At 65.3% G+C, this 25,284-nt stretch carries 24 protein-coding genes; 16 read left to right on the top strand and 8 right to left on the bottom strand.

Annotated elements, in window-relative coordinates:
• The first annotated feature begins 7 nt into the window (after nt 1-7).
• The 4 genes from DN387_RS24295 to DN387_RS24280 are packed head-to-tail and all read left to right on the top strand — an operon-like array spanning nt 8 to nt 3,488.
• Nucleotides 8-1,222 (top strand): RtcB family protein, encoded by a 1,215-nt coding sequence (locus DN387_RS24295; protein ID WP_156326249.1) that lies wholly within the window; start codon nt 8-10, stop codon nt 1,220-1,222.
• Between the two features lie 50 nt (nt 1,223-1,272).
• On the top strand, nt 1,273-2,070 hold the full coding sequence (locus tag DN387_RS24290) for a nucleotidyltransferase domain-containing protein (RefSeq protein WP_043861877.1): 798 nt from the start codon (nt 1,273-1,275) through the stop codon (nt 2,068-2,070).
• Nucleotides 2,071-2,098: 28 nt separating this feature from the next.
• Complete coding sequence (locus DN387_RS24285) at nt 2,099-2,410, top strand: hypothetical protein (protein ID WP_043861876.1); 312 nt, start codon at nt 2,099-2,101, stop codon at nt 2,408-2,410.
• Nucleotides 2,411-2,414: 4 nt separating this feature from the next.
• Nucleotides 2,415-3,488, top strand: a complete 1,074-nt coding sequence (locus DN387_RS24280) for a DUF6708 domain-containing protein (RefSeq protein WP_052504270.1) — start codon at nt 2,415-2,417, stop codon at nt 3,486-3,488.
• Here the strand turns inward: DN387_RS24280 and DN387_RS24275 are convergent.
• The gene (locus tag DN387_RS24275; RefSeq protein WP_054916415.1) at nt 3,418-4,323 is read right to left on the bottom strand and encodes a DMT family transporter; all 906 of its coding nucleotides are present in this window, start codon (nt 4,321-4,323) and stop codon (nt 3,418-3,420) included. The two genes, DN387_RS24280 and DN387_RS24275, sit on opposite strands and share 71 nt — an antisense overlap.
• Before the next feature lie 98 nt (nt 4,324-4,421).
• Between DN387_RS24275 and DN387_RS24270 the strand changes: the two genes are divergently transcribed.
• From DN387_RS24270 to DN387_RS24235, 8 genes are all read left to right on the top strand, one after another.
• A complete protein-coding gene (locus DN387_RS24270; protein WP_054916414.1) occupies nt 4,422-5,333 on the top strand; it encodes a LysR family transcriptional regulator in 912 nt (303 codons plus the stop codon).
• Nucleotides 5,334-5,389: 56 nt separating this feature from the next.
• Nucleotides 5,390-6,397 carry a response regulator gene (locus DN387_RS24265; RefSeq protein ID WP_043861873.1) on the top strand — a complete coding sequence of 336 codons (1,008 nt, stop codon included), beginning with the start codon at nt 5,390-5,392 and terminating at the stop codon, nt 6,395-6,397.
• 4 nt (nt 6,398-6,401) lie between these two features.
• Entirely contained in the window at nt 6,402-7,373 is a 972-nt protein-coding gene (locus DN387_RS24260; RefSeq protein ID WP_043861872.1) for a sensor domain-containing diguanylate cyclase, read from the top strand.
• Between the two features lie 97 nt (nt 7,374-7,470).
• Complete coding sequence (locus DN387_RS24255; RefSeq protein WP_043861871.1) at nt 7,471-7,989, top strand: sigma-70 family RNA polymerase sigma factor; 519 nt, start codon at nt 7,471-7,473, stop codon at nt 7,987-7,989.
• On the top strand, nt 7,982-8,989 hold the full coding sequence (locus DN387_RS24250; RefSeq protein ID WP_231390680.1) for a FecR domain-containing protein: 1,008 nt from the start codon (nt 7,982-7,984) through the stop codon (nt 8,987-8,989). Before DN387_RS24255 ends, DN387_RS24250 begins: the two co-directional genes overlap by 8 nt.
• Nucleotides 8,990-9,107: 118 nt before the next feature.
• The gene (locus DN387_RS24245) at nt 9,108-11,903 is read left to right on the top strand and encodes a TonB-dependent receptor (protein ID WP_082405794.1); all 2,796 of its coding nucleotides are present in this window, start codon (nt 9,108-9,110) and stop codon (nt 11,901-11,903) included.
• A gap of 1 nt (nt 11,904) precedes the next feature.
• Complete coding sequence (locus DN387_RS24240) at nt 11,905-13,005, top strand: cytochrome-c peroxidase (RefSeq protein ID WP_054916412.1); 1,101 nt, start codon at nt 11,905-11,907, stop codon at nt 13,003-13,005.
• 105 nt (nt 13,006-13,110) lie between these two features.
• The gene (locus DN387_RS24235; RefSeq protein WP_054916411.1) at nt 13,111-13,662 is read left to right on the top strand and encodes an NADAR family protein; all 552 of its coding nucleotides are present in this window, start codon (nt 13,111-13,113) and stop codon (nt 13,660-13,662) included.
• 19 nt (nt 13,663-13,681) lie between these two features.
• Here DN387_RS24235 and DN387_RS24230 read toward each other — a convergent pair whose 3' ends face one another.
• On the bottom strand, nt 13,682-14,578 hold the full coding sequence (locus DN387_RS24230; RefSeq protein WP_054916410.1) for a LysR substrate-binding domain-containing protein: 897 nt from the start codon (nt 14,576-14,578) through the stop codon (nt 13,682-13,684).
• A 126-nt stretch (nt 14,579-14,704) separates the two neighbouring features.
• Between DN387_RS24230 and DN387_RS24225 the strand changes: the two genes are divergently transcribed.
• Nucleotides 14,705-15,769, top strand: a complete 1,065-nt coding sequence (locus DN387_RS24225; RefSeq protein WP_054916409.1) for a D-cysteine desulfhydrase family protein — start codon at nt 14,705-14,707, stop codon at nt 15,767-15,769.
• Here DN387_RS24225 and DN387_RS24220 read toward each other — a convergent pair.
• The 6 genes from DN387_RS24220 to DN387_RS24195 form a co-directional block, all read right to left on the bottom strand.
• Nucleotides 15,712-16,908, bottom strand: coding sequence for an NAD(P)/FAD-dependent oxidoreductase (locus DN387_RS24220; RefSeq protein WP_254506375.1), 1,197 nt, complete (start codon nt 16,906-16,908; stop codon nt 15,712-15,714). The two genes, DN387_RS24225 and DN387_RS24220, sit on opposite strands and share 58 nt — an antisense overlap.
• Complete coding sequence (locus tag DN387_RS24215; protein WP_043863935.1) at nt 16,901-17,455, bottom strand: OsmC family protein; 555 nt, start codon at nt 17,453-17,455, stop codon at nt 16,901-16,903. Before DN387_RS24215 ends, DN387_RS24220 begins: the two co-directional genes overlap by 8 nt.
• A gap of 77 nt (nt 17,456-17,532) precedes the next feature.
• Nucleotides 17,533-18,300, bottom strand: coding sequence for an ABC transporter ATP-binding protein (locus tag DN387_RS24210; protein WP_043863934.1), 768 nt, complete (start codon nt 18,298-18,300; stop codon nt 17,533-17,535).
• Entirely contained in the window at nt 18,297-19,130 is an 834-nt protein-coding gene (locus tag DN387_RS24205; protein WP_054916407.1) for an ABC transporter permease, read from the bottom strand. Before DN387_RS24205 ends, DN387_RS24210 begins: the two co-directional genes overlap by 4 nt.
• Nucleotides 19,127-20,203 carry an ABC transporter substrate-binding protein gene (locus tag DN387_RS24200; RefSeq protein ID WP_052504310.1) on the bottom strand — a complete coding sequence of 359 codons (1,077 nt, stop codon included), beginning with the start codon at nt 20,201-20,203 and terminating at the stop codon, nt 19,127-19,129. The genes DN387_RS24205 and DN387_RS24200 overlap by 4 nt, the downstream gene beginning before the upstream one ends.
• A 156-nt stretch (nt 20,204-20,359) precedes the next feature.
• On the bottom strand, nt 20,360-20,938 hold the full coding sequence (locus DN387_RS24195) for a TetR/AcrR family transcriptional regulator (RefSeq protein WP_043863931.1): 579 nt from the start codon (nt 20,936-20,938) through the stop codon (nt 20,360-20,362).
• Nucleotides 20,939-21,174: 236 nt separating this feature from the next.
• Between DN387_RS24195 and DN387_RS24190 the strand changes: the two genes are divergently transcribed.
• The 3 genes from DN387_RS24190 (at nt 21,175) to DN387_RS24180 (ending at nt 25,165) form a co-directional block, all read left to right on the top strand.
• On the top strand, nt 21,175-21,675 hold the full coding sequence (locus DN387_RS24190; RefSeq protein ID WP_043863930.1) for a sigma-70 family RNA polymerase sigma factor: 501 nt from the start codon (nt 21,175-21,177) through the stop codon (nt 21,673-21,675).
• Nucleotides 21,675-22,622, top strand: a complete 948-nt coding sequence (locus DN387_RS24185; RefSeq protein ID WP_043863929.1) for a FecR domain-containing protein — start codon at nt 21,675-21,677, stop codon at nt 22,620-22,622. Before DN387_RS24190 ends, DN387_RS24185 begins: the two co-directional genes overlap by 1 nt.
• Nucleotides 22,623-22,735: 113 nt before the next feature.
• Entirely contained in the window at nt 22,736-25,165 is a 2,430-nt protein-coding gene (locus DN387_RS24180; protein WP_043863928.1) for a TonB-dependent receptor, read from the top strand.
• Nucleotides 25,166-25,284: the final 119 nt, after the last annotated feature.

Genomic DNA, 25,284 nt, shown 5'->3' with positions numbered 1-25,284 from the left:
AATTGAGATGAAACACATGAACATCCTCGAAGTGGCCAACGGCAAACCGATCAAGCTCTGGACACAGGGCGTGCCGGTGGACGAGGACGCACGCCAGCAACTGATGAACACCGCGCGCCTGCCGTTCATCTTCAAGCACCTGGCCGTGATGCCCGATGTGCACGTGGGCAAGGGCTCGACCATTGGCAGCGTGATCCCTACCCTGGGCGCGATCATCCCGGCGGCGGTGGGCGTGGACATCGGCTGCGGCATGATCGCGGCGCGCACCTCGCTGGTGGCGGCCGACCTGCCCGACAACCTGCAAGGGCTGCGCAGCGCCATCGAGAAGGCAGTGCCCCACGGCAAGACCTTCGGCCGGCGCGATCAGGGCGCGTGGAACCACGTACCGACCGTCGCCGATCAGGCGTGGTCGGCCCTGGCCGGGCGTTTCAAGGCGATCACCGACAAGTACCCGCAACTGCAGAAGACCAACAATCGCCAGCACCTGGGCACCCTGGGCGGCGGCAACCACTTCATCGAGGTGTGCCTGGATGAGGCCGACCGCGTGTGGTTCATGCTGCACAGCGGCTCGCGGGGCGTGGGCAATGCCATCGGCAACCTGTTCATCGAGCTGGCCAAGGCCGACATGCGCCAGCACATCGCCAACCTGCCGGACAAGGAACTGGCGTACTTCGAGGAAGGCAGCCGCCATTTCGACGACTACGTCCAGGCGGTGGAGTGGGCCCAGGACTTTGCCCGGCAGAACCGTGCGCTGATGATGCACGCGGTGATCGAGGCCACGCGCCAGGTCATCCGCAAGCCGTTCGAGGCCAACCTGCAGGGGGTCAACTGCCACCACAACTACGTGCAGAAAGAGCAGCACTTCGGCCAGGAGATCCTGGTGACGCGCAAGGGCGCGGTGTCGGCGCAGAAGGGCCAGCTGGGGATCATTCCGGGCTCGATGGGCGCGAAGAGTTTCATCGTGCGCGGCCTGGGCAACAAGGAATCGTTCTGCTCCTGCAGCCACGGTGCCGGGCGGGTCATGAGCCGTACCCGGGCCAAACAGGCCTTCACCCTTGAGGACCAGGTGCGCGCCACCGCGCATGTGGAGTGCCGCAAGGACAAGGACGTGATCGACGAGATCCCGATGGCCTACAAGGACATCGATGCGGTGATGGCGGCGCAGCGCGAGCTGGTGGAAGTGGTGCACACGTTGCGTCAGGTGGTGTGTGTGAAAGGCTGACGGCCTCTTCGCCGGCCTTGCCGGCGAAGGGGTACAACGAGGATTCGAACATGAACATGGAAGACCGTCACCCCCTGCCCAGTGCGATGCGCAGCTGGGTACTCGAAGAACTGCAACGCATCGAGCGCGAGCATGACGTGCGCGTGCTCTACGCCTGCGAATCCGGCAGCCGCGCCTGGGGTTTTGCCTCCACCGACAGCGACTTCGACGTGCGCTTCATCTACGTGCACCGCCAGGATTGGTACCTGCGCATCGACGAGCCACGCGACGTGATCGAGCGCCCGCTCACCGACGAACTCGACATCAGTGGCTGGGAGCTGCGCAAGACCCTGCGCCTGCTGCGCAATGCCAACCCGACCCTGCTCGAATGGCTCGACTCGCCGCTGGTGTACCGCGCCGAGCCGGGGGCGCTGCAAGCCTTGCGCGGCCTGGCCAGGCAGTTCCATTCGCCGCAGGCGGCGTTTCACCACTACCTGTCGATGGCCACCAAGAACTTTCGCATCTACCTGCAGGGCGAAGAGGTGCGCCTGAAGAAGTACCTCTACGTATTGCGCCCGTTGCTGGCGGTGCGCTGGATCGAACAGGGCCTGGGCATGCCGCCCACCGCGTTCGCCCAACTGGTGGAGGCGACCCTGCACGACCCGCTGCTGCTGGCCGACCTGGACGAGCTGCTTCGCGTCAAACGCATCGCCAGCGAAGCCGATTACGGGCCTCGCCGCGTACTGCTGCACCAGTTCATCGAGAGCGAGCTGGCACGAGGGGGAGCCGCCCCGGCACTGCCCAGGCCCCACGGCGATGTAAAACTGCTCGACGACTATTTGCGTGATACTGTGCGCCGTTTTTCATAGGAGCCTGTATGAACAAGGAAGTCGACGCATGCTGAACCTGCGGCTGGCGCAACGCTGGGAGCGCCTGGGCAATCGCGATACCGAGGTGGGCCTGATGCTGCTGTTCGCCCTGCTGGCCGCGCTGTTTGCCTGGGGCGCCTATGTCATGGCCTATCCGGAGCATGGCTGTGTGCGCATGGGCAAGGGCAACAGCGGCCCCCTGGAGTGCAACCCGCGCCAGCTGCTCAACAATGCTGTCGGGCTGCTGTTGATCGGTGTCTGCTGCGCAAGCCCCATCTTCTACATCCTGTGGCACTGGATCAAAGACATGGCGCGGCCATTGACGCTGGAAGAGGAATAGCTCGATGACCGACAGCAAATACGAACGCCTGCCCCACGCCGGTGACTTCGAGCGGGTGGCCGGCACCGAGATCGTCTACCTCTCGCCCCTGCCGATCCCCACCGGCATGCCGGCCTACAGCAGCCGCAACCTGCACCGCGAATCCAACGAGGTGTACCTGGACTTTGCCATCGGCCAGGGCAACTTCGAGTTCATGGCGCGCTGCGGCATCGCCTCGGTGATGGGCGTGGTTACCTGTTTCATGCTCACTGCCTTGCTCGGCTCCTGGGCACGCCGCCATGTGGAGCCGTTCTGGAGCACCTTCGCCGACTTCATGGCCAACGGGTTCATCTGGGGCTTCATCGCCTGCCTGTCGTTGCTGTATGCGGGGATGTTCTGGCGGGTGATGCGCGAGGTGACGATTCACCCGCCGATACGCTTCAACCGCCAGCGCCGCGAGGTGGCGTTCGTGCCCACTCGGGGCGCGGCGCCGATCTTCGTGCCGTGGGAGTCGGTGATCGCCTGCGTCAGCGCGGGGCGCACCGTCACCGAGTACGCCGTGCTGCCCGCCTTCAACCTGATGTTCTGCCTGCGTCAGGCCGACACCGGCAATGTGCTGTGGATCAACGTGCCCAGCGGCCACCTGGGCGCGGCGATTGCCGAATGGGAAGCGATCCGGGTGTACATGGAAGAGGGCCCGGCGAGCCTGCCGCCAGCGCCCGATGAAGAGTTCGAGGAGGGCACCGTGGCGTTCTTCCACATGGCCCGCCAGGGCTATCGCGACAACTTCCCGTGGTGGCAGCACTGGTTTGGCTTTCTGTTTGTGCAGGCCTTCGGCGGCTGGACCTTGCCGTGCCATATCTCGCACTGGGTCAACAACCGGCCCAAGGCGGGCATACCTCCTGAGGTGAAGGCGTGGTCGACGCCGCTGCCGGCTGAACAGCATGCCAGGCCCAGCGCCGAACTGCTGGCGCAGAGCGAAGAGGTGCGCAGTACCTTGCGTCGTGGCCAGACCCTGCTCGACTACTTCAATGTGAAGTTTGGCGACCCGGCTGAACCGGCAGCCGAGGCGGCCTCAGGTTCAGCGCCAGCACGCTGATCAGCACCAACGGCCCGCCCAGCATCACCGAAGCCGAGGGCCGCTCGCCCAGCAGCGCTGCGGCGATCAGCATGGCGAAGGCGGGTATCAGGTACAGCGCCAGGGTCACCCGGGTGACTTCGCAGTGGCGCAGTACCCAGGCCCAGGCCAGGTAGGCCAGCGCGCTGGGGAATACCCCCAGCACCAGCACCGCAGTGTTGGCCTGGGACGGCGCGTGGCCCAGGTCGTCGAGCAGCCCCGGCAGGTACACCATCAGCAATGCAGTGCCCGACCATACGGTGTAGCAGGTGATGGTCAGCGCGTCGTAGCGGTGGCCGTGGTGTTTCTGCAGGGCGAAATAGATGCTCCACGACAATGCCGCCACCAGAATCAGCAACCCGTGCGGGTCGAACTGACCGAGCCCGCGATCGCCGGCCACCACGATCACCGCGCCGGCCATGCCCAGCAGCAGGCAGCCCCAATGCCAGGCCCCGGCCACCTGCTTGAACACCCAGTGCGCGATCAGCAGGCTGAACAGCGGCGTGGACTGCGCCAGCACACTGGCCGCCCCGGCGCTGACCCCGCGCTGGCCGTAGTTGATGGCCACATGGTGCAGGCTGACCGCGAACAGGCCAAGCAACAGCAGGGTGGGCACGTCCCTGAGCCGGGGCAGGGTGATGCCGCGCAGCAGCGCGATGACCGCCATGAACAGCGACGCCACGATAAAGCGCGCCAGCGCCAGGTGCGTGGGCGCATAGCCCTGCAAGCCCAGGCGGATGCCGGTGGGCGAGTAGGCCCAGCACAGCAGCACGAAGAGTACGGCGCAGGCGATTTTCAGTGAGCTGGGGCGGGTCATGGGGTGGGCTTCCGAAGGGCGGGTGCGCTCAGTATCGGAACGCCTACTGCTCACTACAATCGACTTATACTGAGCCAATCGTTCACTTTGGGTGATGTATGGAGCTGATGCAGATCCGCATGTTCAAGACCGTCCACGATACCGGCAGCATTGCCCGTGCGGCCGAGGTGCTGCACTACGTGCCGTCCAACATCACGGCGCGGATCAAGGCGCTGGAGGCCGAGCTGGGCGTGCCGTTGTTCCATCGCCGCGGGCGCGGGCTGGTGATCAGTCCGGCGGGGGAAACCTTCTTGCCCTATGCCACGCAGATGCTGGCCCTGGCCGAGGCCTCCAGGCAGGCGCTGGCGCCGTCCGCCAAACCATCCGGACGCTTGCGCATCGGCGCCATCGAGTCCTCGGCCAGCGGGCGCCTGCCGCGGTTTCTGGCGCAGTACCATGCGCGCTATCCCGAGGTGACGCTGGAGCTGAGCACCGGCACCTGGTCGCAGATGCTCGACGATGTGCTCAACCACCGTCTCGATGGTGCGATCGTGGCGGTGGATGTCGAGCGCCCGCACCTGCGCCGCACCCTGATGTACCAGGAAGACCTGCTGCTGATCGGCGCACCGTCACTGGGTCCGCTGCGCAGCGCCGCGGACCTGGTGGGCAAGGCCGTGTTCATGTGGCCTGAAGGCTGTCCGTATCGGGCGGCACTGGAGCACTGGCTGCAGGCCCAGGGGCACAAGCTGCCCATCGTGGGCATCGGCAGCTACGGTGCGATAGTCAGCTGCGTCAGCGCCGGCACCGGGGTGTCACTGGTGCCGCGCGGCATCTACGAGCAGTACCGCCAGGGCGCAGGGTGGATCGGGCACGAGTTCGCCGACCTGAAGGCGGTCGACAACCTGTTCTACTGGCACGAGGGGGCGGGGCGACATCCGGCGCGGGAGGCATTCGTGCAGATGCTGCGCGATGGCCTGGCAGGGAATGTGCAAGTGGATTCGCTCAGCACCGCTGACGCCGCAGGTACGTAGAACCTGGCGTCGGATCATGGCATGATGCCATTACTTTTTATATTGATATTCACTCGATGAGCGCCCCGTCTGTGTCAACGATGTCCTTGCTGGTGTGCGATGACTCCATGGTGGCCCGCAAGCAGGTCCTGCGCGCGCTGCCCGCCAACTGGCCGGTAACGGTTACCGAGGCCAGCGACGGGCGCCAGGCCATGGATGCCATACGCCGCGGCCTGGGCCAGGTGGTGCTGCTGGACCTGACCATGCCCACCATGGATGGCTACCAGGTGCTGGCTGCGCTGCGTGACGAAGGCCTGAGCCCCAAGGTCATCGTGATCTCGGGCGATGTGCAGGAAGAGGCCGTGCGCCGGGTGCTGGACCTGGGCGCGCTGGCGTTTCTGAAAAAACCCTTCGACCAGGACGAGCTGCGCCGCCTGCTGGCCCAGCTGGGGCTGTTGGGTGAGCGCTCGGCGACACCGCTGGCCGGCGCGGCGACTGCCGTCATCGGCTTTCGCGAGGTGTTCAGCGAAACGGTCAACGTCGCCATCGGCCGCGCCGCGGCCCTGATCGCCAAGGTGCTGGGCGTGTTCGTGCAGTTGCCGGTGCCCAGCGTCAACCTCTTCGAGGTGGGCGAGTTGCACATGGCGCTGGCCGACGCGGGCAGCAGCCAGCGGCTCACGGCAATCTGCCAGGGCTTCATCGGCAGCGGCATCGCCGGCGAGGCCCTGCTGATGTTCCACGATTCGGAAATCGCCGACATGGCCAAGCTGATGCGCCACCAGAGCATCGAGTATTCCGACATGGAGCTGTTGCTGGACTTCTCCAGCGTATTGATCGGTGCGTGCCTGAGCAGCATTGCCGAGCAGATCGACGTGGTGTTCTCCCAGGGCCACCCGCAGATCCTCGGCCAGCACGGCACCATCGACGAGCTTATCCAGGTCAACGGCCAACGCTGGCAGAAAACCCTGGCGGTCGAGATCAGCTACAGCCTGGAAGGGCACGATATCCGTTTCGACCTGCTGTTGCTGTTCACCGAAGACTCCATCGAGCGCTTGACCCATAAACTTGCCTACCTGATGAACTGAGCCCATGCGCGATCCTATCGACCTGAAGGAATTTCACTGGCTGCTGAGCATCGTGCAGAGCATCGATGTGGGCGTGGTGGTGCTCGACCGCGAACATCGGGTGCAGGTGTGGAACACCTTCATGGAAAACCGCTCGGGGGTGCAGCCCAGGGATGCCTACAACCAGTGCTTCTTCAGCCTGTTCCCCGAGGTCGACCGGCAATGGTTCAGCCACAAGGTGGACAGCGTCGCGACCCTGGGCACCCCGGCTTTCACCATCTGGGAGCAGCGCCCGTACCTGGTGCGGTTCAAGAACTACCAGCCGATCACCGGCCAGGTGGATTTCATGTACCAGAACACCACGCTGCTGCCGTTGCGCTCCACCGACAGCGAGATCCGCCAGATCTGCCTGGTGATCTACGACGTGACCGATGTGGCCACCAACCGCCACCAGTTGCAGGCCGCCAACGCGCAGTTGCAGAAGCTGTCCAGCACCGATTGCCTGACCGGCCTGTACAACCGCGGGCATTGGGAGGAGTGCCTGCAACTGGCGCATGCGCGCAATCAGCGCTATGGCAATGCCACCAGCCTGGTGATGTTCGACATCGACCATTTCAAGCGGGTCAACGACACCTATGGCCACCCGGCGGGCGATGCCGTCATTCGCCAGGTGGCCAGGGTGGTTCGCGAGCAGATCCGTGACAGCGACGTGGCCGGCCGTTACGGTGGCGAAGAGTTCGGCGTTGTGCTGACGGACACCGACAAGGCCGGCGCGCTGATCTTTGCCGAGCGCCTGCGCAAGGCGGTCGAACGCCTGAGCGTCAGCCATGAGGGGCAGGACATCCGTTTCACCATCAGCCTGGGCGTGGCCGATCTGAGCCAGCCCTCCAGCAGCCACGCCGAACTGATTGCCTGGGCCGACCATGCGCTGTACCTGTCCAAGCACGGCGGGCGCAACCGGGTGACAGTGCATGAACCCGCGGTGGTGGCGGGCTAGCTCAGCTTAAGGCGCAGTAGCAGGTCTGATATTTCAGTTGATAATCATTCGCAATTGAATGCAGAATAGCGGCCCTCCCAACCCGCTCCTGCCTTCAATGGTCGTCGCCGTGTCCTGCCCCAGCGATAAACTCCAGTTGTACCTTTCCCACCGTGCTGCGCTGGTCGACTATTCGGCACCCATCGTCGGCTGCCGTGCGCAGGCCGAGGACGTGGTGCAGGAGGCCTGGCTGCGTTTCTGCGGGCAGGCCGACGCCGGTGCGCAGTTGGGCAATCCGGTGGGGTACCTGTACCGCATCGTGCGCAACCTGTCGTTCGACTTGCTGCGCCGCACGACCCTGGAAAACCGCCAGCCCGATGGCGGCGAACGGCTCGATGAGCTGCCGTCGAGCGCACCGTCGCCGGAGCACCAGGCCCTGCACCGCGATCAGTTGCGTGTGCTGCAGGACGCCCTGGCGCTGCTGCCGGAGCGGGCGCGGCAGGCCTTTCACATGCACCGCTTGCAGCACATGACTTTTCAGGAAATTGCCGCCCGCTTGAATATTTCGACTAGTCTGGCGCACCAACTGGTGCGTGACGCACTGACCCACTGTGCGGAGCATCTGGCCGATGACTGATACCACCCCGTCTTGCCGAACGCCCGGCTCGCTGAAGGACGACCCGGTGTGGCAGGCCGCCATGGACTGGCTGCTGCAATGCAATGCCGAACCGGACAACGTGCTGCTGCACCAGGCCCATGCGCGCTGGCTGGCCGCTGACGAACGCCATGCGGCGGCCTGGCGCAAGGTGCAAAAGGTCTGGATGCTGAGCGCCGGCATCGACCCGCTGGAGCCACCAACGGCGCATCAGGTGCCCGCCGCACCGCGCATGGCAGCCCGCCGGCGCAGTTGGCCACGCCGGGCGCTGGCGGCGAGCGCGCTGGCGGCCTGTGTGCTGTTGCTGGTGGGGCGTGCACCGCCGGCCGACTACAGCAGCACGGCGGGCGAGCACCGGCAGGTGCGCCTGAGCGACGGCAGCCACATCGAACTGGGCAGCGACAGCGCCATCCGCGTGGCGTTCGAGCCGGGTGCGCGTGCGGTCACGCTGCTCAAGGGCCAGGCATTCTTCGAGGTCAGCCATGACGCCGCGCGGCCCTTCACGGTGCAGGCCGAAGACGTGAAGGTGACCGTCACCGGCACGGCGTTCGATGTGGACCTGAGCCGCAGCGCGGTGTCGGTAGCAGTGCAGAGCGGCTCGGTGCAGGTGCGTGACAGGCGCGGCGAACTGGCAGTGCCGGCGCTGGGCGCGGGCGACAGTCTGCGCGTGGGGCTGAACCAGGGCCCGGCGCAGCGCAGCCGGGTGCAGCTGGAGCAGGTTGCGGCATGGCGCCAATGGCAGTTGCTGGTCAACGACCGTCCATTGGCCGAAGTCATCGAACAACTGCGTGCGTATTACCCCGGCGTGTTGCTGCTGCAGGACCGTGCCCTGGGCCAGCGGCGCATCACCGCGTCGCTGAACCTGCGGTCGCCAGGTAGCGCGCTGCAACTGGCCATCGCCCCGCTGGGCGGGCAGCTGACGCAATGGGGGCCGTACATTACGGTCATCCGTGAGCGCGCTTCGCCGCCTGGGAAAAAATAAATTCACGAAGTTCTGGAAATTCCCCATCGCCGTTCGTTTATTGCCCCGCTGAGTTAATCGTACAGATTCTCATTTACAGGCGCGTATCGTTCGCGCCGCACGGGGAGTTCACCAGAGCATGTCCATTCGCACCCAAGAGTCGTTGCAGGGTCGTCGGCGCAGTGCGCGCCTGCTGTTGCTGTCAGTGGGGCTGGCAGTGTCGTTGCCGGTGCTGGCCGATGACGAGCCGGCGCGCCACAGCATCGATATCGCGCGCCAGCCGCTGGGCTCTGCGCTGATGGCGCTGGGGCAGCAGACCGGCCTGCAGATCAGTGTCGAAAGCCAGTTGCTGGGCAACCTCAGTGCCCCGCCGGTGCGTGGCGAGCTGAGCGCCGATCAGGCGCTGGCGATCCTGCTCAAGGGCAGCGACCTGGAATGGGTGCATATCGGCGACGACGCGCTGCTGCTGCAACGGGTGGTGCGTCCGCGTGCCGACCAGATCCAGCTGGAAAACACCAAGGTCCGCGAACGGGCGCTGCTGCCACAGGGTGAAACCCATATCGATCGCGAGCTTATCGAGGCAATGCCGGCCGGCAACGGCGACATCACCAGCCTGCTGCGCAGCCACCCCAACGTTCAGTTCGACGACAACCAGCTCAGCAGCAAGACACCCGGAGAAATCGCCCCGGCCAACATCAGCATCAACGGCGCGGCGTTCTACCAGAACGCCTTCCTGGTCGACGGCATCAACATGAACAACGACATCGACCCGGCCGAAGACCGCGTGCAGTTGCTGGACAGGGTGCCGGGGCGCAGCCAGGGCCTGGCGCTGGACACCGACCTGCTGGAGAACATCACGGTTCTGGACAGCAACGTGCCGGCCGCCTATGGCGGCTTCAACGGTGGGGTGATCGACGCCCAGACCCGCGCCCCGACCAAGGCCCTGCACGGCAAGTTCTCGGTACAGACCACGCGCTCGGCCTGGACCAAATACCACATCGACGAGACGGAAGAGCAGCGCATGGAGAACTCCGGCTCGCCCGACGAGCAGCCCGAGTTCGACAAGGTCATCGTGCGCGGTACCTTGCAAGGCCACCTGACCGACACCTTCGGCCTGATCGGCAACTTCAGCCAGAAGCGCTCGACCATTCCGCTGAGCCTCTACTCCTACAACAACGTCGAAGAGATGGGCTATCACAAGGAGAAGCAGGAGCGGCGCATCGACAACTACTTCCTCAAGTCGGTGTGGCAGGCCAGCGACCGGCTCACCGTCGAGACCAGCGTGACCCACGCGCCCGAAGAGAGCCATTACTTCCGGGCCAACGTCGCCAACTCCGGCTATGACAACAAGGTTGGCGGTACCCAGTTGAACCTGCGCACCGTGTGGGACGGCGACCTGGCACGCGTCGAACAGACCCTGGCCTGGAGCCGCCAGGAACAGAGCCGCACCTCGGACTCGGCCGACTACTGGACCTGGCGCAAGTCGACCACCAAGGACTGGGGCATCGGCAGCAAGACCACCGCCAACACCCTGGAGGGGGGCTGGGGCGATATCGAACAGCAGCAGCGCACCTGGCAGTACAAGCTCAATGCCGACTGGCGCAGCTTCGACTGGCTGGGCGCCATTCACCGCCCGCAGACCGGCCTGGAGTTCTCCCGCCAGTACGTGCGCTACGAGCGCCTCACCGACAGCAGTACCTACGTGGCCCCGGCCGCCACCAACAGCTGTACCAACAGCGCGGGGGTGACCGATACCGTTGCCTGCAACATGGGCGAGACCGTCAGTGGCTGGGCCGGCCAGTACATGAAGAGCCGCACCCGCTATGCCCCCGGCGAATTCGATTTCACCACCACCACCTGGGGCAGCTGGGTGCAGGACGAGATCACCCTGGGCAAGCTGACCCTGCGCCCCGGCGTGCGCGTGGACAGTGACGACTACATGGACAAGACCACCTGGGCACCGCGCTTCTCCCTGGAGTACGACGTGTTCGGTGACCGCACCACCTTGCTCAGTGCCGGTGCCAACCGCTACTACGGCCGCAGCGTCACCAGCTGGCAGTTGCAGGACGGGCGCAACCGCCTGCGCTTCAACGAAACCCGCGCGAGCCTCGACAAACCCTGGGTGACCAAGTCCAACGGCAGCAACCAGACGCTGTTCAATCAGCTCGACATCCCCTATGACGACGAGCTGATGCTGGGCGTGGTGCAGCAGTGGGCCGGCATCGAGTACGGCCTCAAGTACGTCAACCGCAAGGGCCGTGACCAGGTGGTACAGGTGTCCGGACGCACCCTGGGGCAGCCGTCCACCGACCCTGACCTGGCCAGCAACTACACCACCTACACCAACGACGGCAAGAGCGAGACCGACACCTACACCCTGACCGTGACGCCGATGCAGCGCTGGACGCTGTTGGGCACGCAGACCGGCGGCCAGCTGGCGCTGAACTGGACCGACAGCAAGGCTTCCTCGCCCAGCTACGTGCAGGCCGACGACACCTACTACCAGAACGACGTGATCCAGTACCAGGGCAGTTTCATCAACTACCAGGACCGCCCGGCGACCAACTACAACCGACCGTGGACGGCGCGCCTGACCACCATCACCGACATCCCCCAGGCCAACCTGCAGTGGAGCAACTTCTGGCGCTACCGGGCCGGCTACAAGCGCATCGGCGACACCGGGCGCAACGTCGATTACAGGGGCACCTCGGTGGATGTGTGGGAAGAGCAGAAATTCGACGCGGCGCTGACCTGGGACACGCGGCTGGGCTGGCGTATCCCCACCGCACGGGACCAGGCCATCTTCGTCAACGTCGACGTGTTCAACGTGCTCGACAAGAAGTCGGTCAATGCCAACGCCACGGTCAACAGCAATTCGGTGTCGACCTATGAAGTGGGTCGCCAGTACTGGCTGGAAGTGGGGTACACCTTCTGAGATGCGCCTGTTCCTGATTGGCATCGCACTCATGCTGGCCAGCCCGGCCCTGTGGGCGCAGCACCACGCACCCCTGTGTGCATCGGCTGATGCGGCCTGCCTGCGCGAGGCCTACAGCCGCCCGCCGGCACACTGGCCGGCGCCGCAGGTGGACGCCGGCGTGGCCTGGCAGGAGCTGGGGCCACTGCCCGAGCGTGCACCCTCGCCTGCGCACAACCCCTACACCGAACAGAAGGCAGCGCTGGGGCGCACGCTGTTCTTCGACCCGCGCCTGTCGCGGTCGGGGCAGATCGCCTGTGCCTCGTGCCACGAGCCGGACCTGGCGTTCGCCGATGGGCGCCGGGTGTCGTTCGGTCATGGGCGTGCGCCAGGCCGGCGCAATGCGCCGAGCGTGGTCACCAGTGGCCTGGCCCCACAGCTGTTCTGGGATGGCCGCGCCGACAGCCTGGAAACCCAGGCGCTGATGCCGGTCGTCGATCCGGCGGAAATGGCCTTCAGCGTCGACGAACTGGTGGCCCGGTTGCGCGCCAGCGCCGATTACCCGGCACTGTTTGCCGTGGCGTTTCCCGGGCAGGCGCTGGGTGCCGAGCAGATTGCCGCAGCCCTGGCGACGTACCAGCGCGATCTGTTGCGGGTCGCGCAGCGCACGCCGTTCGAGCGCTTCCTGCGCGGTCGCACTGCTGCGCTGAGTGACCAGCAGCTACACGGGCTGCACCTGTTTCGCACCAAGGCGCGCTGCATGAACTGCCACTTCGGGCCGGGAATGAGCGACCAGCGTTTTCACAATGCCGGCCTGACGTTCTACGGGCGCAGCCGCGAGGACCTGGGTCGCCATGAAGTCACCGGCCTGGCCGCGGACGTGGGGCGTTTTCGCACCCCTTCGCTGCGCCTGGTGAGCCGCACCGGCCCGTGGTTCCACAACGGTTTCGCCAGCAGCCTCGATCAGGTGCTGGCGTTCTACAACGTGGGTATGCCGCGGCCGGTGCCGAAGCCTGGGCAGCAGGGCGATCCGCTGTTTCCTGTCACCTCGGCACAGTTCGAGGCGCTGGGGCTGGACCGGGTGGAGTTGAAGGCGTTGAAGGCATTTCTGGAGGCGCTGTGAGCGGGTGCTGCATTACGCGGTAGTATCACCGTCCTGGCCGGCAGGCACCGTTCGGTGCTGCGGCCGGATGACCGTTGCAATGGTGTTATTGGAGAGGCAATCAGCGTGAACGATTCACAGATGCTCGAGGACCTGGTGTCCCGCTACCTGGCCGGCGAAAGGCCCGAGTTCGTATTCTTCTGGGGCCATCAGGTGAGCCGCAAGGGTGTCACCGCCTCGTGTTTCAGCCAGTGGTACGTGGCGCCGTTCGAGGTAGACGGGCAGTCGTACCAGTCGGCCGAGCACTACATGATGGCCGAGAAGGCGGCGCTGTTTGGTGATGAACAGACGCGGGCACGGATCATCGAGGCGACCGATCCCAATGCGGCCAAGGCACTCGGGCGCCAGGTGCGTGGGTTCGACGAGGCGCGGTGGGCACAGGAGCGCTTCGCGATCGTGGTGCGGGCCAACCAGGCCAAGTTTTCCCAGAACGCGGAACTGGGGGCCTTCCTGCAGGGCACCGGCACGCGGGTGATCGTGGAGGCCAGCCCGGTGGACCGGGTGTGGGGGATCGGCCTGGCGCAGGATGACCAGAACGCCCACCGGCCGGACCGCTGGCGCGGCCTGAACCTGCTGGGCTTCGCGCTGATGCAGGTGCGCGACGCGGCGCAGGCCTGACGGCCCGCCGGCCCTGCGATCAGGGCTGGCTCGGCAAGCCGAGCCGCGCCTGGATGAACGCGACGAAGGCAGTGAGCTTGGGCAGTGACTTCTTCGAGCGTGGATACACCATCTGCACCGGTTTGTGGGCCGGTACATACGCCCCCAGAATGCTCACCAGCTCCTTGTTCGCCAGCGCGGCGGCCACCAGAAAGTCCGGCTGCATCAGGATCCCGCTGCCGGCAATGGCGGCCTGCAGCAGTACCTGGCCATCGTTGCTGCGAAGCACCGCCTGCTCGGGCCAGAACACCTCTTTGCCAGCCTGCTTGAGTGGCCAGGCAAAGCGGTTGTTCCAGGAGGTGTGGGTGAGGATTCGGTGGGCGTGGAGCGCCTCCGGTGTTGTCGGCTCGCCGGCCTTCTCGAGGTATTTCGGGGCGGCGCAGATCACCATCTGATAGGGCGGCAGGGGCTGCGAGACCAGGTTGGCGTCAACCAGCTCGGCGATCCTGAAGCCCAGGTCGAAGGCACTCTCGTAGAGGTCCACCACCTCGTTGCTCAGGATCAGCTCGACCTGAACCTGCGGGTAGCGCTGCATGAACTCGGTCACCAGCGGGCCGACCAGCGATACCCCCAGTGTCATCGGCGCGGTCACCCGCAGCAGGCCACTGGGTGCGTCGCTGGAGGCTTCTACCCGGTTGTAGGCGTAGGCGACCTGCTCCAGGGCGGTCCTGGCCTCGGCATAGAAGATGCGGCCTTCGCCGGTTATGGTCTGCCGGCGTGTGGTGCGTTGAACCAGCCGGGTGTTCAGGGTTTTCTCAAGGCTCTGGACATGCCGCCCCACCATCACCGCCGACATCCCCAGCGCGGCAGCCGCCCCGGCAAAGCTGCCGGCTTCGACCACGGCAACAAATACTTCCATCTGCCTGAGCTTGCTCATCGAGTGATCCGAGAGGTGATGATTACTAATGTTGAGTGAGCCAATTGCTAACCTGGCGTGCGTTTATTGCGCTTTAGTTTATCCCTATAGTCCGTGGCATTGAACCAGAGCACGAGGTGTCATCCCATGCGACATGTACTGAGCCAGGCGCTGGGCGCATTCGCGCGCGCCGATCTGCTGCAGGGCGCCACCGGCATACAACGCGCCGAGCGTATCGAGCACCATCTGGGCCTGCCGGCCATGGGTGTCGGCCTGTACCTCAAGCGCGATGACCACATGCTTGTCGGCGGTGGCGGCAACAAGCTGCGCAAACTGGAGTTCCACCTGGGCGAGGCGCTGAAGAACGGCGTCGACACCCTGATCACCGTGGGCGGCATCCAGTCCAACCACGCCCGGTTGACGGCCGCCGTGTGCGCCCGGCTGGGGCTTGAATGCGAACTGATCCTCAGCCGTGCGGTGCCCAGGGCCGATCGCGATTACGAGCTCAATGGCAATGTGCTGCTCGACCAGCTGTTCGGGGCCAGGGTGCAGGTGCTGGACAGGGGCGCCGATGCACTGGCAGCGGCCGAGGCGCGCGCGCAGCAGTTACGTGCGGCAGGTCGCAAGGTGCTGGTCATTCCCACCGGCGGTTCCACGCCGCTTGGCAGCCTGGGCTACGCCCGTTGCGCCGAAGAGATCGTGCAGCAGGAAACCGCGATGGGCGTGCGATTCGACGAGGTCGTGGTTCCCAATGGCAGCGCCGGCACCCATGCCGGGCTTGCGGCGGGGTTCGAGGTACTGGGGCGGGGTGCGGCGAGCGTCAGGTCCTGGTCGGTGCTGGCCGACCAGCAGACCGCGGCGGCCACGACCCTGCAGTTGACTCGCCAGGCGCTGGCCTTGCTGGGCCATGCTGCAAGCCTCGATGCGAGTGCGATCAACATCGATGGCAGCCAGTTGGGCGAAGGCTACGGGCTGCCGACCCAGGCCATGCTCGAAGCGGTGCGCCTGATGGCGCGCTGCGAAGGTGTGCTGGTGGACCCGGTGTACTCGGGCAAGGCCTTCGCCGGGCTGCTGGCCGACCTGCGACAGGGCCGCTATCGCCGCGGCGATAACGTGCTGTTCATCATGACCGGTGGCACCCCGGGGCTTTACGCCTACAGGGAAACCTTCGCCGAGCCGGTGCAAGGCGCCAGTTGCGTGGCGTCGAGATAGTCCTTGACCGCCCTTGCCACGCCAGGCGCCTGCAGGCCGATTTCGCGCAGTTGCCCGCTCAAGGGGTTGCGGTAACCGATGAAGAACAGGCCCCGCGCAACGCTCGACTGGCCATCGTCATCCACGGTCGGCTTGCCGTCTGCCGTGAGCGCCTCGGGGTACTGGATCAGCGCCTCCAGGCCGGTGGTGTAGCCGGTGCCCGCAACGATCACGTCCATGCGCAGCGTGCAGCGCTCGGTGCGGTCGATGCCGGTGTGGGCCAAGGCGCCTTTCTCGTTCAGTTCCAGCAGCGGGCCGACCACCTTGATGCGGCGCTGTTTCAGGTCGTCGATCACCGGCATGAACAGCGTCGGCGTGACACTGCCCAGCCCGGACACGCCCTGTGCCGGTGGTGGCAGGCCGTAGGCCGACAGGTCGCCGACCCAGCGCCGCGACAACCAGCTCAGCACCGCGTCGCTCGCGCGGGGCGGCAGCCGACGGATCAGCGTACCCAGTGCCGCCAGCGGCACGCCGAACAGGCTCTTGGGCAGAAAGTGCGGCGCGCGCCGCACCGACAGCGTGACCGACGCGGCATGGGGCACCAGGCGGCTGGCTATCTCGCAGGACGAATTGCCGCTGCCGACCACCACCACGTGCTTGCCGGCGTAGGCACGTGCATTGCCGAAGTGCGCGGCATGCACGATCTGCCCGGCAAAGCGCTGTGCCCCCGGCCACTGCGGGATCGACGGTACGCACGAGGTACCGGTGGCGACCACCAGCGCCGGTGCGCGCCACTCGCGGCCATCACGGCAGCGCACCTGCCACATCGATTGCGCCTGAAGGTAACCGACCGATTCCACGTCGCACCCGGTCAGCACCTCGAAGCCGCCCCGGGCCGGCAGTGACGCCAGCACCAGGGCCAGGTCATCGCGGCTCGGCCAGCGGCCTGCCGCCCATGGAAAGCGCCCGCCCGGCAACCCGGAAAACCAGCGCCCGGTGTTCAGGCGCAGGCCGTCATAGTGGTTGCGCCACACGTCGCCCACGGCCTGCGTGCGCTCCAGCACCAGCGGGCGCAGGCCGGCGCGTACCAGCTCGTAGGCACAGGACAGCCCCGCCGGCCCGCCCCCCACCACCAGCACCCTGTGCGCGTTGTCAGCCATGGGTGGCGCCGCCGGTGTGTTGCACCTCCACCGTCAGGGGCACGGGACGCATGATGGTGTCGGGGATCGGCGCGGTCGGCAGCAGCTTGGCCAGCAATGCGTCCACGCGCTCGGGTGATTCCTCGGTATCGATCGACACCTGCACCTGGATGCTTTCAAAGCCCGGGTTGCCGCTGGTCACGCCAAATGCGGCGCGAAAATCCACGCGGCCGCTCACGTCCAGCACCAGGCTGTTGACCTTGACCCCGGATGCCGACAGGCCGCCGATGTAGGTGGCCGCCAGGCAGTTGCCGATACCCGCCAACAACAGTTCCTGGGGCGTGGCGCCCAGGCCGGCGCCACCGTAGGCGCAGGGCTCGTCGCCGTGCAGCACGGCACCGGACTTGACCTTGGTGAGGGTCTGGTAGCCCTCGGTCCACTGCACACTGGTGTGGTAGAGCGGGCGTGCGATGTCACCCTCGCCATCGGCCCGGATGCGTTCGCGAACTGCTCGGCCGGCGTTGGCCTGGAGGCCGTTGATGGTGACGCGGTGGGTGGTTTCACTCATGGTCTGTGCTCTTCAAGGGGCGGCATGGCGGTCGAATGACCGTGTGCCAATCAGTTAATCGGGAGGTCCCGTGTCGACTAGAAATGCTCGGCCAGCCGGGTTTCGTGGGTCAGAAACGCGTCCAGCCGTTCTTGCAGGTCAAGCAGTTGCGCCGAGCGCACCTGGCGCGGGCGCGGCAGGTCGATTTCCAGGATCTGGGCGATGCGGCCGTGGGGCGTGCTGGCCATCAGCACGATACGGTCGGCCAGCAGCAGCGCCTCCTGCAGGTCGTGGGTCACCATCAGCACCGTGGCGCCGCTGGTGTTCCAGGCGCGCAGCAACTGGTCCTGCATCAGGCGCCGGGTCTGTGCGTCCAGTGCCGAAAACGGCTCGTCGAGCAGCAGCAGGCGTGGCTCCAGGGCCAGTGCCCTGGCCAGGGCGATGCGCTGGCACATGCCGCCAGACAATGCCGCCGGCCGGTGCCGGGCGAATTCGGCCAGGCCCACGTCGGCAAGCAACTGCTCGGCGCGCCGGGTGGCCGCTTCACGGTCCAGCCCGCGGTTGAGCAGGGCGATGGCAATGTTTTCCACCGCACTCATCCAGGGGAACAGGTTGTTCTGCTGGAAGATCAGCGCACTGTCGGGCTGGTTGCCGCTCACTGCCTGGCCGTCGTACAGCAGGTGCCCGGTGCTGGGTTGCTGCAGGCCCGCGGCGATGTTGAGCAGGGTGCTCTTGCCGCACCCGCTGCGCCCCAGCAGCACGGTGAAACTGGCGGCCTTGATATCCAGGTCACCCACCTCGACCCGTGTGCCGCCTTCGAACTGCTTGCTCAGGCCACGAAAACTCAGCGTGGCGCCCCGGCTCATGACGCCCACCCGGTGAGGCGGCGTCCGAGCAACAGCATCAGGCGATCCACCACGAAACCCACGACACCAATGGTCATCACACCCACCATCACCAACGGCATGTTGTACATCTGCTGGGCCATGATGATCATGTAGCCCAACCCGGAATTGATTCCCGCCATCTCCCCGGCCAGCACCGCCATCCATGCGCCGAAGAACGCCATGCGCAGGCTGGTCATCGCACTGGGGGCGATTGCCGGCAGTCGCACGCGCAGCCAGATCTGTTGGCGCGTGCACCTCAGGTTGCGGGCGATGTTCAGGTACTGCGGGTCGATGGCATCCAGCGCGGCGACCAGCGACAGCGTCATGGTGCCCAGCACGGCCAGGAACACCACGAACACTGCGGCCTGTCCGCCGATGCCGATCACCGCGATGGTGAAGGGGACCCAGGCCACCGGTGAGATCGGCGCCAGGGTCTGCACCAGCGGCAGGATCAGGCGGCGCAGCAGCTTCACCTCGGTGGTGATCACCGCCAGCAGCAGCGCCACCAGGCTGCCAGCCAGCAACCCGCCGCTGACCCGCAGCAGGGTCACCAGCAAGGCCTCCAGCAAGCCGCTGCGCTGCTGCCCGAAACCCACCACCGCTTCGCCGGAAAACGCATACGGCAGGGTCACGCTAGGCGGCGGGAGCACGCGGCCATCCAGCCAGCCAGACTGCACCGCCAGCTCCCATGCGCCGATCAGCAATGCCCACGCCAGCAGGAACCACAGCGTGTCGCGCAGCGCGTCCAGATAACGCGGGGCACGGCGTGCGTCGGGCTGCCGGCTCAGGGTCAGAATGGCCTGGTTCATCCCGTCACCTGGGCAGCAGGTTGATGGCGCAGGTCGAGAACCGCATCGATCGGGTTGTCGGTGAAGTAGCCCAGTTCGACCAGGTAGCCGGCGCCGCGCTTGAGGCCGGCCACGCCTACCGGGCTGATGACCGGGTTGGGCGCCTGGCGTGCCAGGGCCACCTTGAGCACCTCGTTGGATACCCCGTAGATCGGCTGCAATTGCTGGATGGCGTTGTCGAAGTCGGCTTTCATCGCAGTGGCCGACGCCTGCAGCAGTTCCAGGTAGCGTTTGAGCAGCGGCCCCTGTTCCTGGCTGGTGCGCACCTGCGTGGTGATCACGCAGTCGGCGGCCTCCGGGCCCCACACCGCGTTGGAGTCGCTCAGGTAGCGTGCGCCGGTGGTGCTGACCACGTTCTGGGCATAGGGCTGTGCCAGGGTGCACACGTCGAGGCGGCCGTTGGCGATGGCTTCGCCCATCCCGGCCATGCTCGGGAAGAAGGTCATCTGATAGTCGTTGTAGGATTTGCCGTGGCGCGCCATCGAGCCGTAGCCCACCAGTTCCAGGGTATCCAGGCGCAGGGTGCCGACGCGCAGGCCGCTGCCTGCGGCGGCGATGAATTCATCCAGGCTGGCCACCGAGCCGTTGCGCGCCACCAGTTCGATGCCGCCTTGCCCCGAGCCACCGATGATGCGCAGCTCCTGGGTGCCCTTGGCGTAGGCGGCTGCGGTCATGGTCCAGGGCCCGTGCATCAGTTCCAGGCGACCTGCCAACAAGGCCTGCAGGGCATCGCTTGGGCTGTTGAATTGCGTCAGCTCCACCTGTAGGCCGGCCGCCGCAAAATCACCGCGCAGCTTTGCCAGCAGCAGGTGCGACACGCAGCCGGCGGGCATGTGCCCCACACGCAGCAGCGGCCCGCCGGTGGCAGCTTCGACCTTGCTGGCCGCTGCCAGCAGCGCGGTGCCGGCGGCGCTCAGCGCCAGCATGCCGCAGCCACAGGCGCACATGAACGAGCGGCGGCTCAGGTTGGACTGGAGTGCGGGCGTCGCTTGCGCGCCACTGGTGGAGAACAATCGCTGGAAAAAATCTCTCATCACACGCATCCCAAAACAGGTAGACCGATCGTTCTCGGCAGGCGCGTGAAGTATGTGAGATCTGCGATATAAGCAGAACTAATATTTTAAGCTTAGCTTATGCCCCATTAGCATATAGGCGCCGAGGCCTGCACCGGCAGCGGTGCAGGGGGCGGGCTAGGCGGCTTTCGCTTCGCGCAGCAGGGTCAGCAGGATCGAGCGCGCAACCTGTGCGCTTCTGGCGTTGCGCGAAACCATCGCGGTGGCGATGGCACCGTCGATCAGCAGCGAGATCTGCTGCGCGACCCAGGCCGGTTCCGGCAGCCCGCAGGCCGCGGCCAGTTGCTCGATGCGGTCATGCACCCGATCGAAGTGCGCCTGGGCCAGGTCACGTACCCAGCTGGAAGACTTGTCGTGTTCGGCGACGGCGTTGGTGAACAGGCAGCCGAAGAAGCGCCCGCTGGCGAACCATTCCTCGAGCAGGTCGAACAGAAAGATCAGGCGTTGCTCCGGGTCGTCGGTACGCTGAGGCAGTGCCTGGTCAAACCAGCCAAACCACATCGCTGCCTCGCGATCGAACACGGCACGCAGCAGGTTCTCCTTGGAGCCATAGGTCTCGTACAGCGTGCGCCGCGCGACCTTGGCATCGCTGAGCAGGCGCGAAACGCCCGTTGCATGAATGCCTTCACGGCAGAACAGCCGTCGCGCGCTTTCCAGCAGGCGCTCGGCGGCAACGGTCGGGGGTGTGCTTTCCATCAAAATCGGTTCCGGCTGAATCAGTTTGGTGCAGAGTGCAACTTAATGGGTGGGGTGTCATCAGGGAAAGTGCTGGAGGTTGGGTTTTCGCGGGCAGGGGGAGGGGGCAGGTGCGTAGTTTGCCCTGGGCATCATCAGGCCAGATGCACACCTGGCGGGCGGATTGCCCCTTGCACGAACGGCGCTCGCCCTAAATAATGCGATCAATTACCATTTGCATATTTAGTGGCCACCTTATGTCCGCACTCGAGCCTTTGGCACTTCACCAGCTTTATTCCGAACACAACGGTTGGCTGAAAGGCTGGTTGCGCATGCGCCTGGGCAATTCGGCCGATGCGGCGGATCTGGCTCAGGACACCTTCGTGCGGGTCATGACGGCACGCAACGCCGCGCCGATCCGAGAGCCGCGGGGTTACCTGACTGCAATTGCGCGCTCGCTGTTGATCGACAAGTCGAGGCGACGGGCGATCGAACAGGCGTATCTGGTGGCCCTGGCGCAGAAGCCTGAACCGGTCGAGGTATCACCTGAGGTGCGCTTGTCCATTCTCGAGATGCTGGTGGCGGTCGACAGCCTGCTGGACGGGTTGGGCAAGCGTACCCGGGAGATCTTTCTGTCGGTGCAGCTGGAAGGGCAGACCTATGTGGCGGTGGCCGAACGCCTCGGGGTCTCGGTCACCACGGTGAAGAACCATCTGGTGCGAGCCATGACCGAGTGCCTGCTGCTGGCGGACAACTGATGAGCGCGGCGCTCGATCGTCGGACCCTCGAAGCTGCTGCGACCTGGTACGTGCAGCTCAACGATGCAGGGGTGGACGAGGCCTGCACCCGGGCCTGGCAGCAATGGTTGGGGGCAGATCCTTCGCACGCCGAGGCATGGGCGCGGGTCGAGGCGTTCCAGCGGCAATGGGCAACGGTACCCGCACATGCCGCCCGGTCAGGGCTGGATGCGGCCCAGGCGCAACGCCGCGAGGTATTGAAGATCCTCGGCGTGTTGCTGGCCGTCGGGGGCAGCAGTTGGATGATCGGCAAACCGCTGGCGAACCATGGCCTGTTCGCTCAGCAGAGCACGGGCGCGCGCGAGCGTCGCTCGCTGCGGCTGGACGACGGATCGCAGCTGGAACTCAATGCCAACACCGCGCTGGATGCGAGCTTCGACGGGCAACTTCGGCTTATCCGTCTTTACCGCGGGGAGATCCTCGTGCAAACCGCCAAGGATCCTGGGCAGCGGCCGTTTATCGTCGAGACCCAGGACGGGCGCATCCACGCGCTCGGGACGCGCTTCAGCGTGCGCCAGATGACGGACCGGACCCGCGTGGGTGTGCTGCAGTCGGCAGTCGAGCTCCGTCCTCGCCGTCACCCGGAGCGGGCAGTGCGTCTGGAGGCCGGTCAGCAGGCGGCGTTCGATCCTGATCGCGCCGATCCTGCCGGTGTCTTGGCACAGGGTTCTACCGCGTGGGTGCAGGGCATGCTGAGTGTCAACGAGTGGCGCCTCGGGGAGTTCATCGACGAGTTGGGGCGCTATCGCCCGGGCGTGCTGCGCTGCGCCGGGGCGGTTCGCGACCTGAGCATTTCCGGAGCGTTCCGTATCGACGATACAGATGCGGTCCTGGAAAACCTGACCCGGACCTTGCCGGTGAAGCTGCGTTACCTGACCCGCTACTGGGTCAGTGTCGAAGCCGTCTGAACCGTCACTGACAGAAAATACGCGGAGCACCTTGCTGATTATGATTCTCATCCGTCAATGACAGGAGCCGCGATGACAGCGGATTTCTGCCAAGACAACAGAAGGATCATTTCATGCCCCAGCTTTGCTTCTCCCCCTCGATCTCATTGCCCCGCGCAGTGCGCCTGGCGATGTTCGGCCTGACGATGGCGAGTGTGCCGGGGGTGGTGCTGATGCCTGCTGCGGCTCACGCCCAGAGCCGTATCGCCTACCACATCGGCGCAGGCCCGCTGGGTAGCGCGCTGACCCAGTTCGGCGTGCAGGCGGGTGTGACGATTTCCTTCGATCCACGGCAGATCCACGCGCTGACCACCCCGGGCCTTGATGGTGCCTATGGGGTCGATGAGGGGCTGGCGCTGCTGCTGTCCAACAGCGGCTTGCGCGCTCAGCGCCAGGCCAATGGTGGGTATCTGCTGGTCCAGGACGGTTCCTCGGACGCGGTCGTGCTCGGCGCCACCACCGTCAACGGGCAGGGCCTGGGCGCCACGACCGAGGGCACCGGTTCGTACACCACGGGTTCGACCAACACGGCGACCAAGCTCGCCCTGAGCCTGCGGGAAACGCCGCAGTCGGTGACGGTGATCACCCGCAAGAGGATGGACGACCAGAACATCCAGAGCCTGGACGACATCGCGCGCACGGCGACCGGTATCACCCTCACCAAGATCGGCACTGATCGCTCCACCTATTACTCGCGCGGCTTCGAGATCAGCGACCTGCAATATGACGGCATTCCGACCAACATCTCGGAAAACTACTCCATGGACGTCATGTCCACCTCGAACATGGCCATCTATGACCGCGTCGAGGTCGTACGCGGCGCCAACGGCCTGATGCAGGGCACGGGCAACCCGTCGGCGGCGATCAACCTGGTACGCAAACGGCCGACCCAGGACTTTCGTCTGGGCGCGGAGCTGGGGGCAGGCTCCTGGGACAACTACCGTGGCCAGGTGGATGTTTCCGGGCCACTGACCCCTACGGGCAATGTTCGCGGCCGTGCAGTGGCCTACTACAACAACGCCAACAGCTACCGCGACGGCTCCGAGCGTGACAACCAGTTGCTGTACCTGGTGGGGGAGGCGGATCTGAACGATTCCACCGTACTGACGGTGGGCGCCACTCTCCAGAAAGACAACCAGAACGGCTATGACTGGGGCGGCTTGAACACTCGTCGTGACGGCTCCTTCTATCCGCTTTCGCGTTCCACCAACCTCAACGGCAAGTGGGCCCATCTGGATCGCAACAACTACACGCTGTTCAGCGACCTCACGCACACCTTCGACAACGAGTGGAAGTTGACCCTGGCCATGAATGCGATCTGGTCGAACGCCGACTTTCTCTCCGCGTACCCGAACCGGGTAGCGGGCGACAACTATCGCATGACCGTCTCCCAGGCCGATTACGAAGACACCCAGTTCGCCCTGGACCTCTATGCTACCGGGCCCTTCGAGCTGTTCGGGCGCAAGCATCAGTTGATGCTCGGGGCCAACACGCGCAAGGACGAGTTCGACGCGGTGATCAAGAGCGCCACCAACAACCCGACGATCGACATCACCGACTTCGACTACAGTGCCCTGCCCAGCCCGATCCTCAATGCTATCGGCGCAGACTACAACTACACCCGCAAGGAGCGCGGCCTGTATGGTGCCTCGCGCTTCAGCCTGACCGATGACCTGAGCCTGATCGTCGGTACGCGGGTGAGCTGGTCGGACTACAAGGTGGCCAGCCCCTATACCAATGACCAATACCGGGAGAATGGCCGGCTGGTGCCCTATGCCGGGCTGGTGCTGGACCTGGACAAGCACCACACCTGGTATGCCAGCTACACCGAGATCTACAAGACACAGAGTTACTACGGTGTCGGCAATACCTTGCTTGACCCGATCGAAGGCGAGAATTACGAAACCGGCATCAAGGGTGAATACTTCGATGGTCGGCTGAACACCTCGCTGGCAATCTTCCAGACGAGCTTGGAGAACATGCCCGAGGCGTTGCCGGTGTCGCCCACCTGTGGTGTGACGGGGACGAGCAAGTGCTATGAAACAGGCGCAAAAGTGCGTAACCGTGGCTTCGAACTGGAGGTGTCCGGCGAGCCGTTGGAGAACTGGAATGTCAGCGCTGGCTATACCTATAGCGATCCCGAATATGTGGCGGGCGCCAGCAAGGGTTCGGACTACTACCGCAAGATCCCGCGCCGCCTGCTCAAGGTGGCAACCGACTACCGCTTGCCCGGTGTCCTCGACCAATGGCGTGTGGGCGGCGATGTCTATGCACAGAGCCGCACTGCCGCCGACGTGACCGGGTACGACATCAAGCAGGGTGGCTACACCTTGCTCAACCTGCATGCGCACTATCAGATCAACCAACAGTTCAGCGTGCAGTACAACCTCAACAACGTTCTGGACAAGGTCTACTACCAGTCCTTGCCCACTTCCAACAACTTCGGCGGCCTGTACTACGGTGATCCACGCAATTTTGCGGTGACGCTGCGCTACCAATACTGATGCAAGGCCTGGGCGTGGCTTTTCGGGGAAGCCCGGTGGCGTGCCATGCCCAGGCGGCCTTTAACCGTCCCCCATGCAAGGTTTGGGAATGGCTTCAGGGGTTGGGACGGGTTTTTCTG

The organism is Pseudomonas sp. FBF18 (assembly GCF_024261405.1).
Taxonomy (GTDB): domain Bacteria; phylum Pseudomonadota; class Gammaproteobacteria; order Pseudomonadales; family Pseudomonadaceae; genus Aquipseudomonas; species Aquipseudomonas palmensis.
Note: the sequence above shows the minus strand (reverse complement) of the source record. Positions and strands in the feature narration are given on the sequence as shown.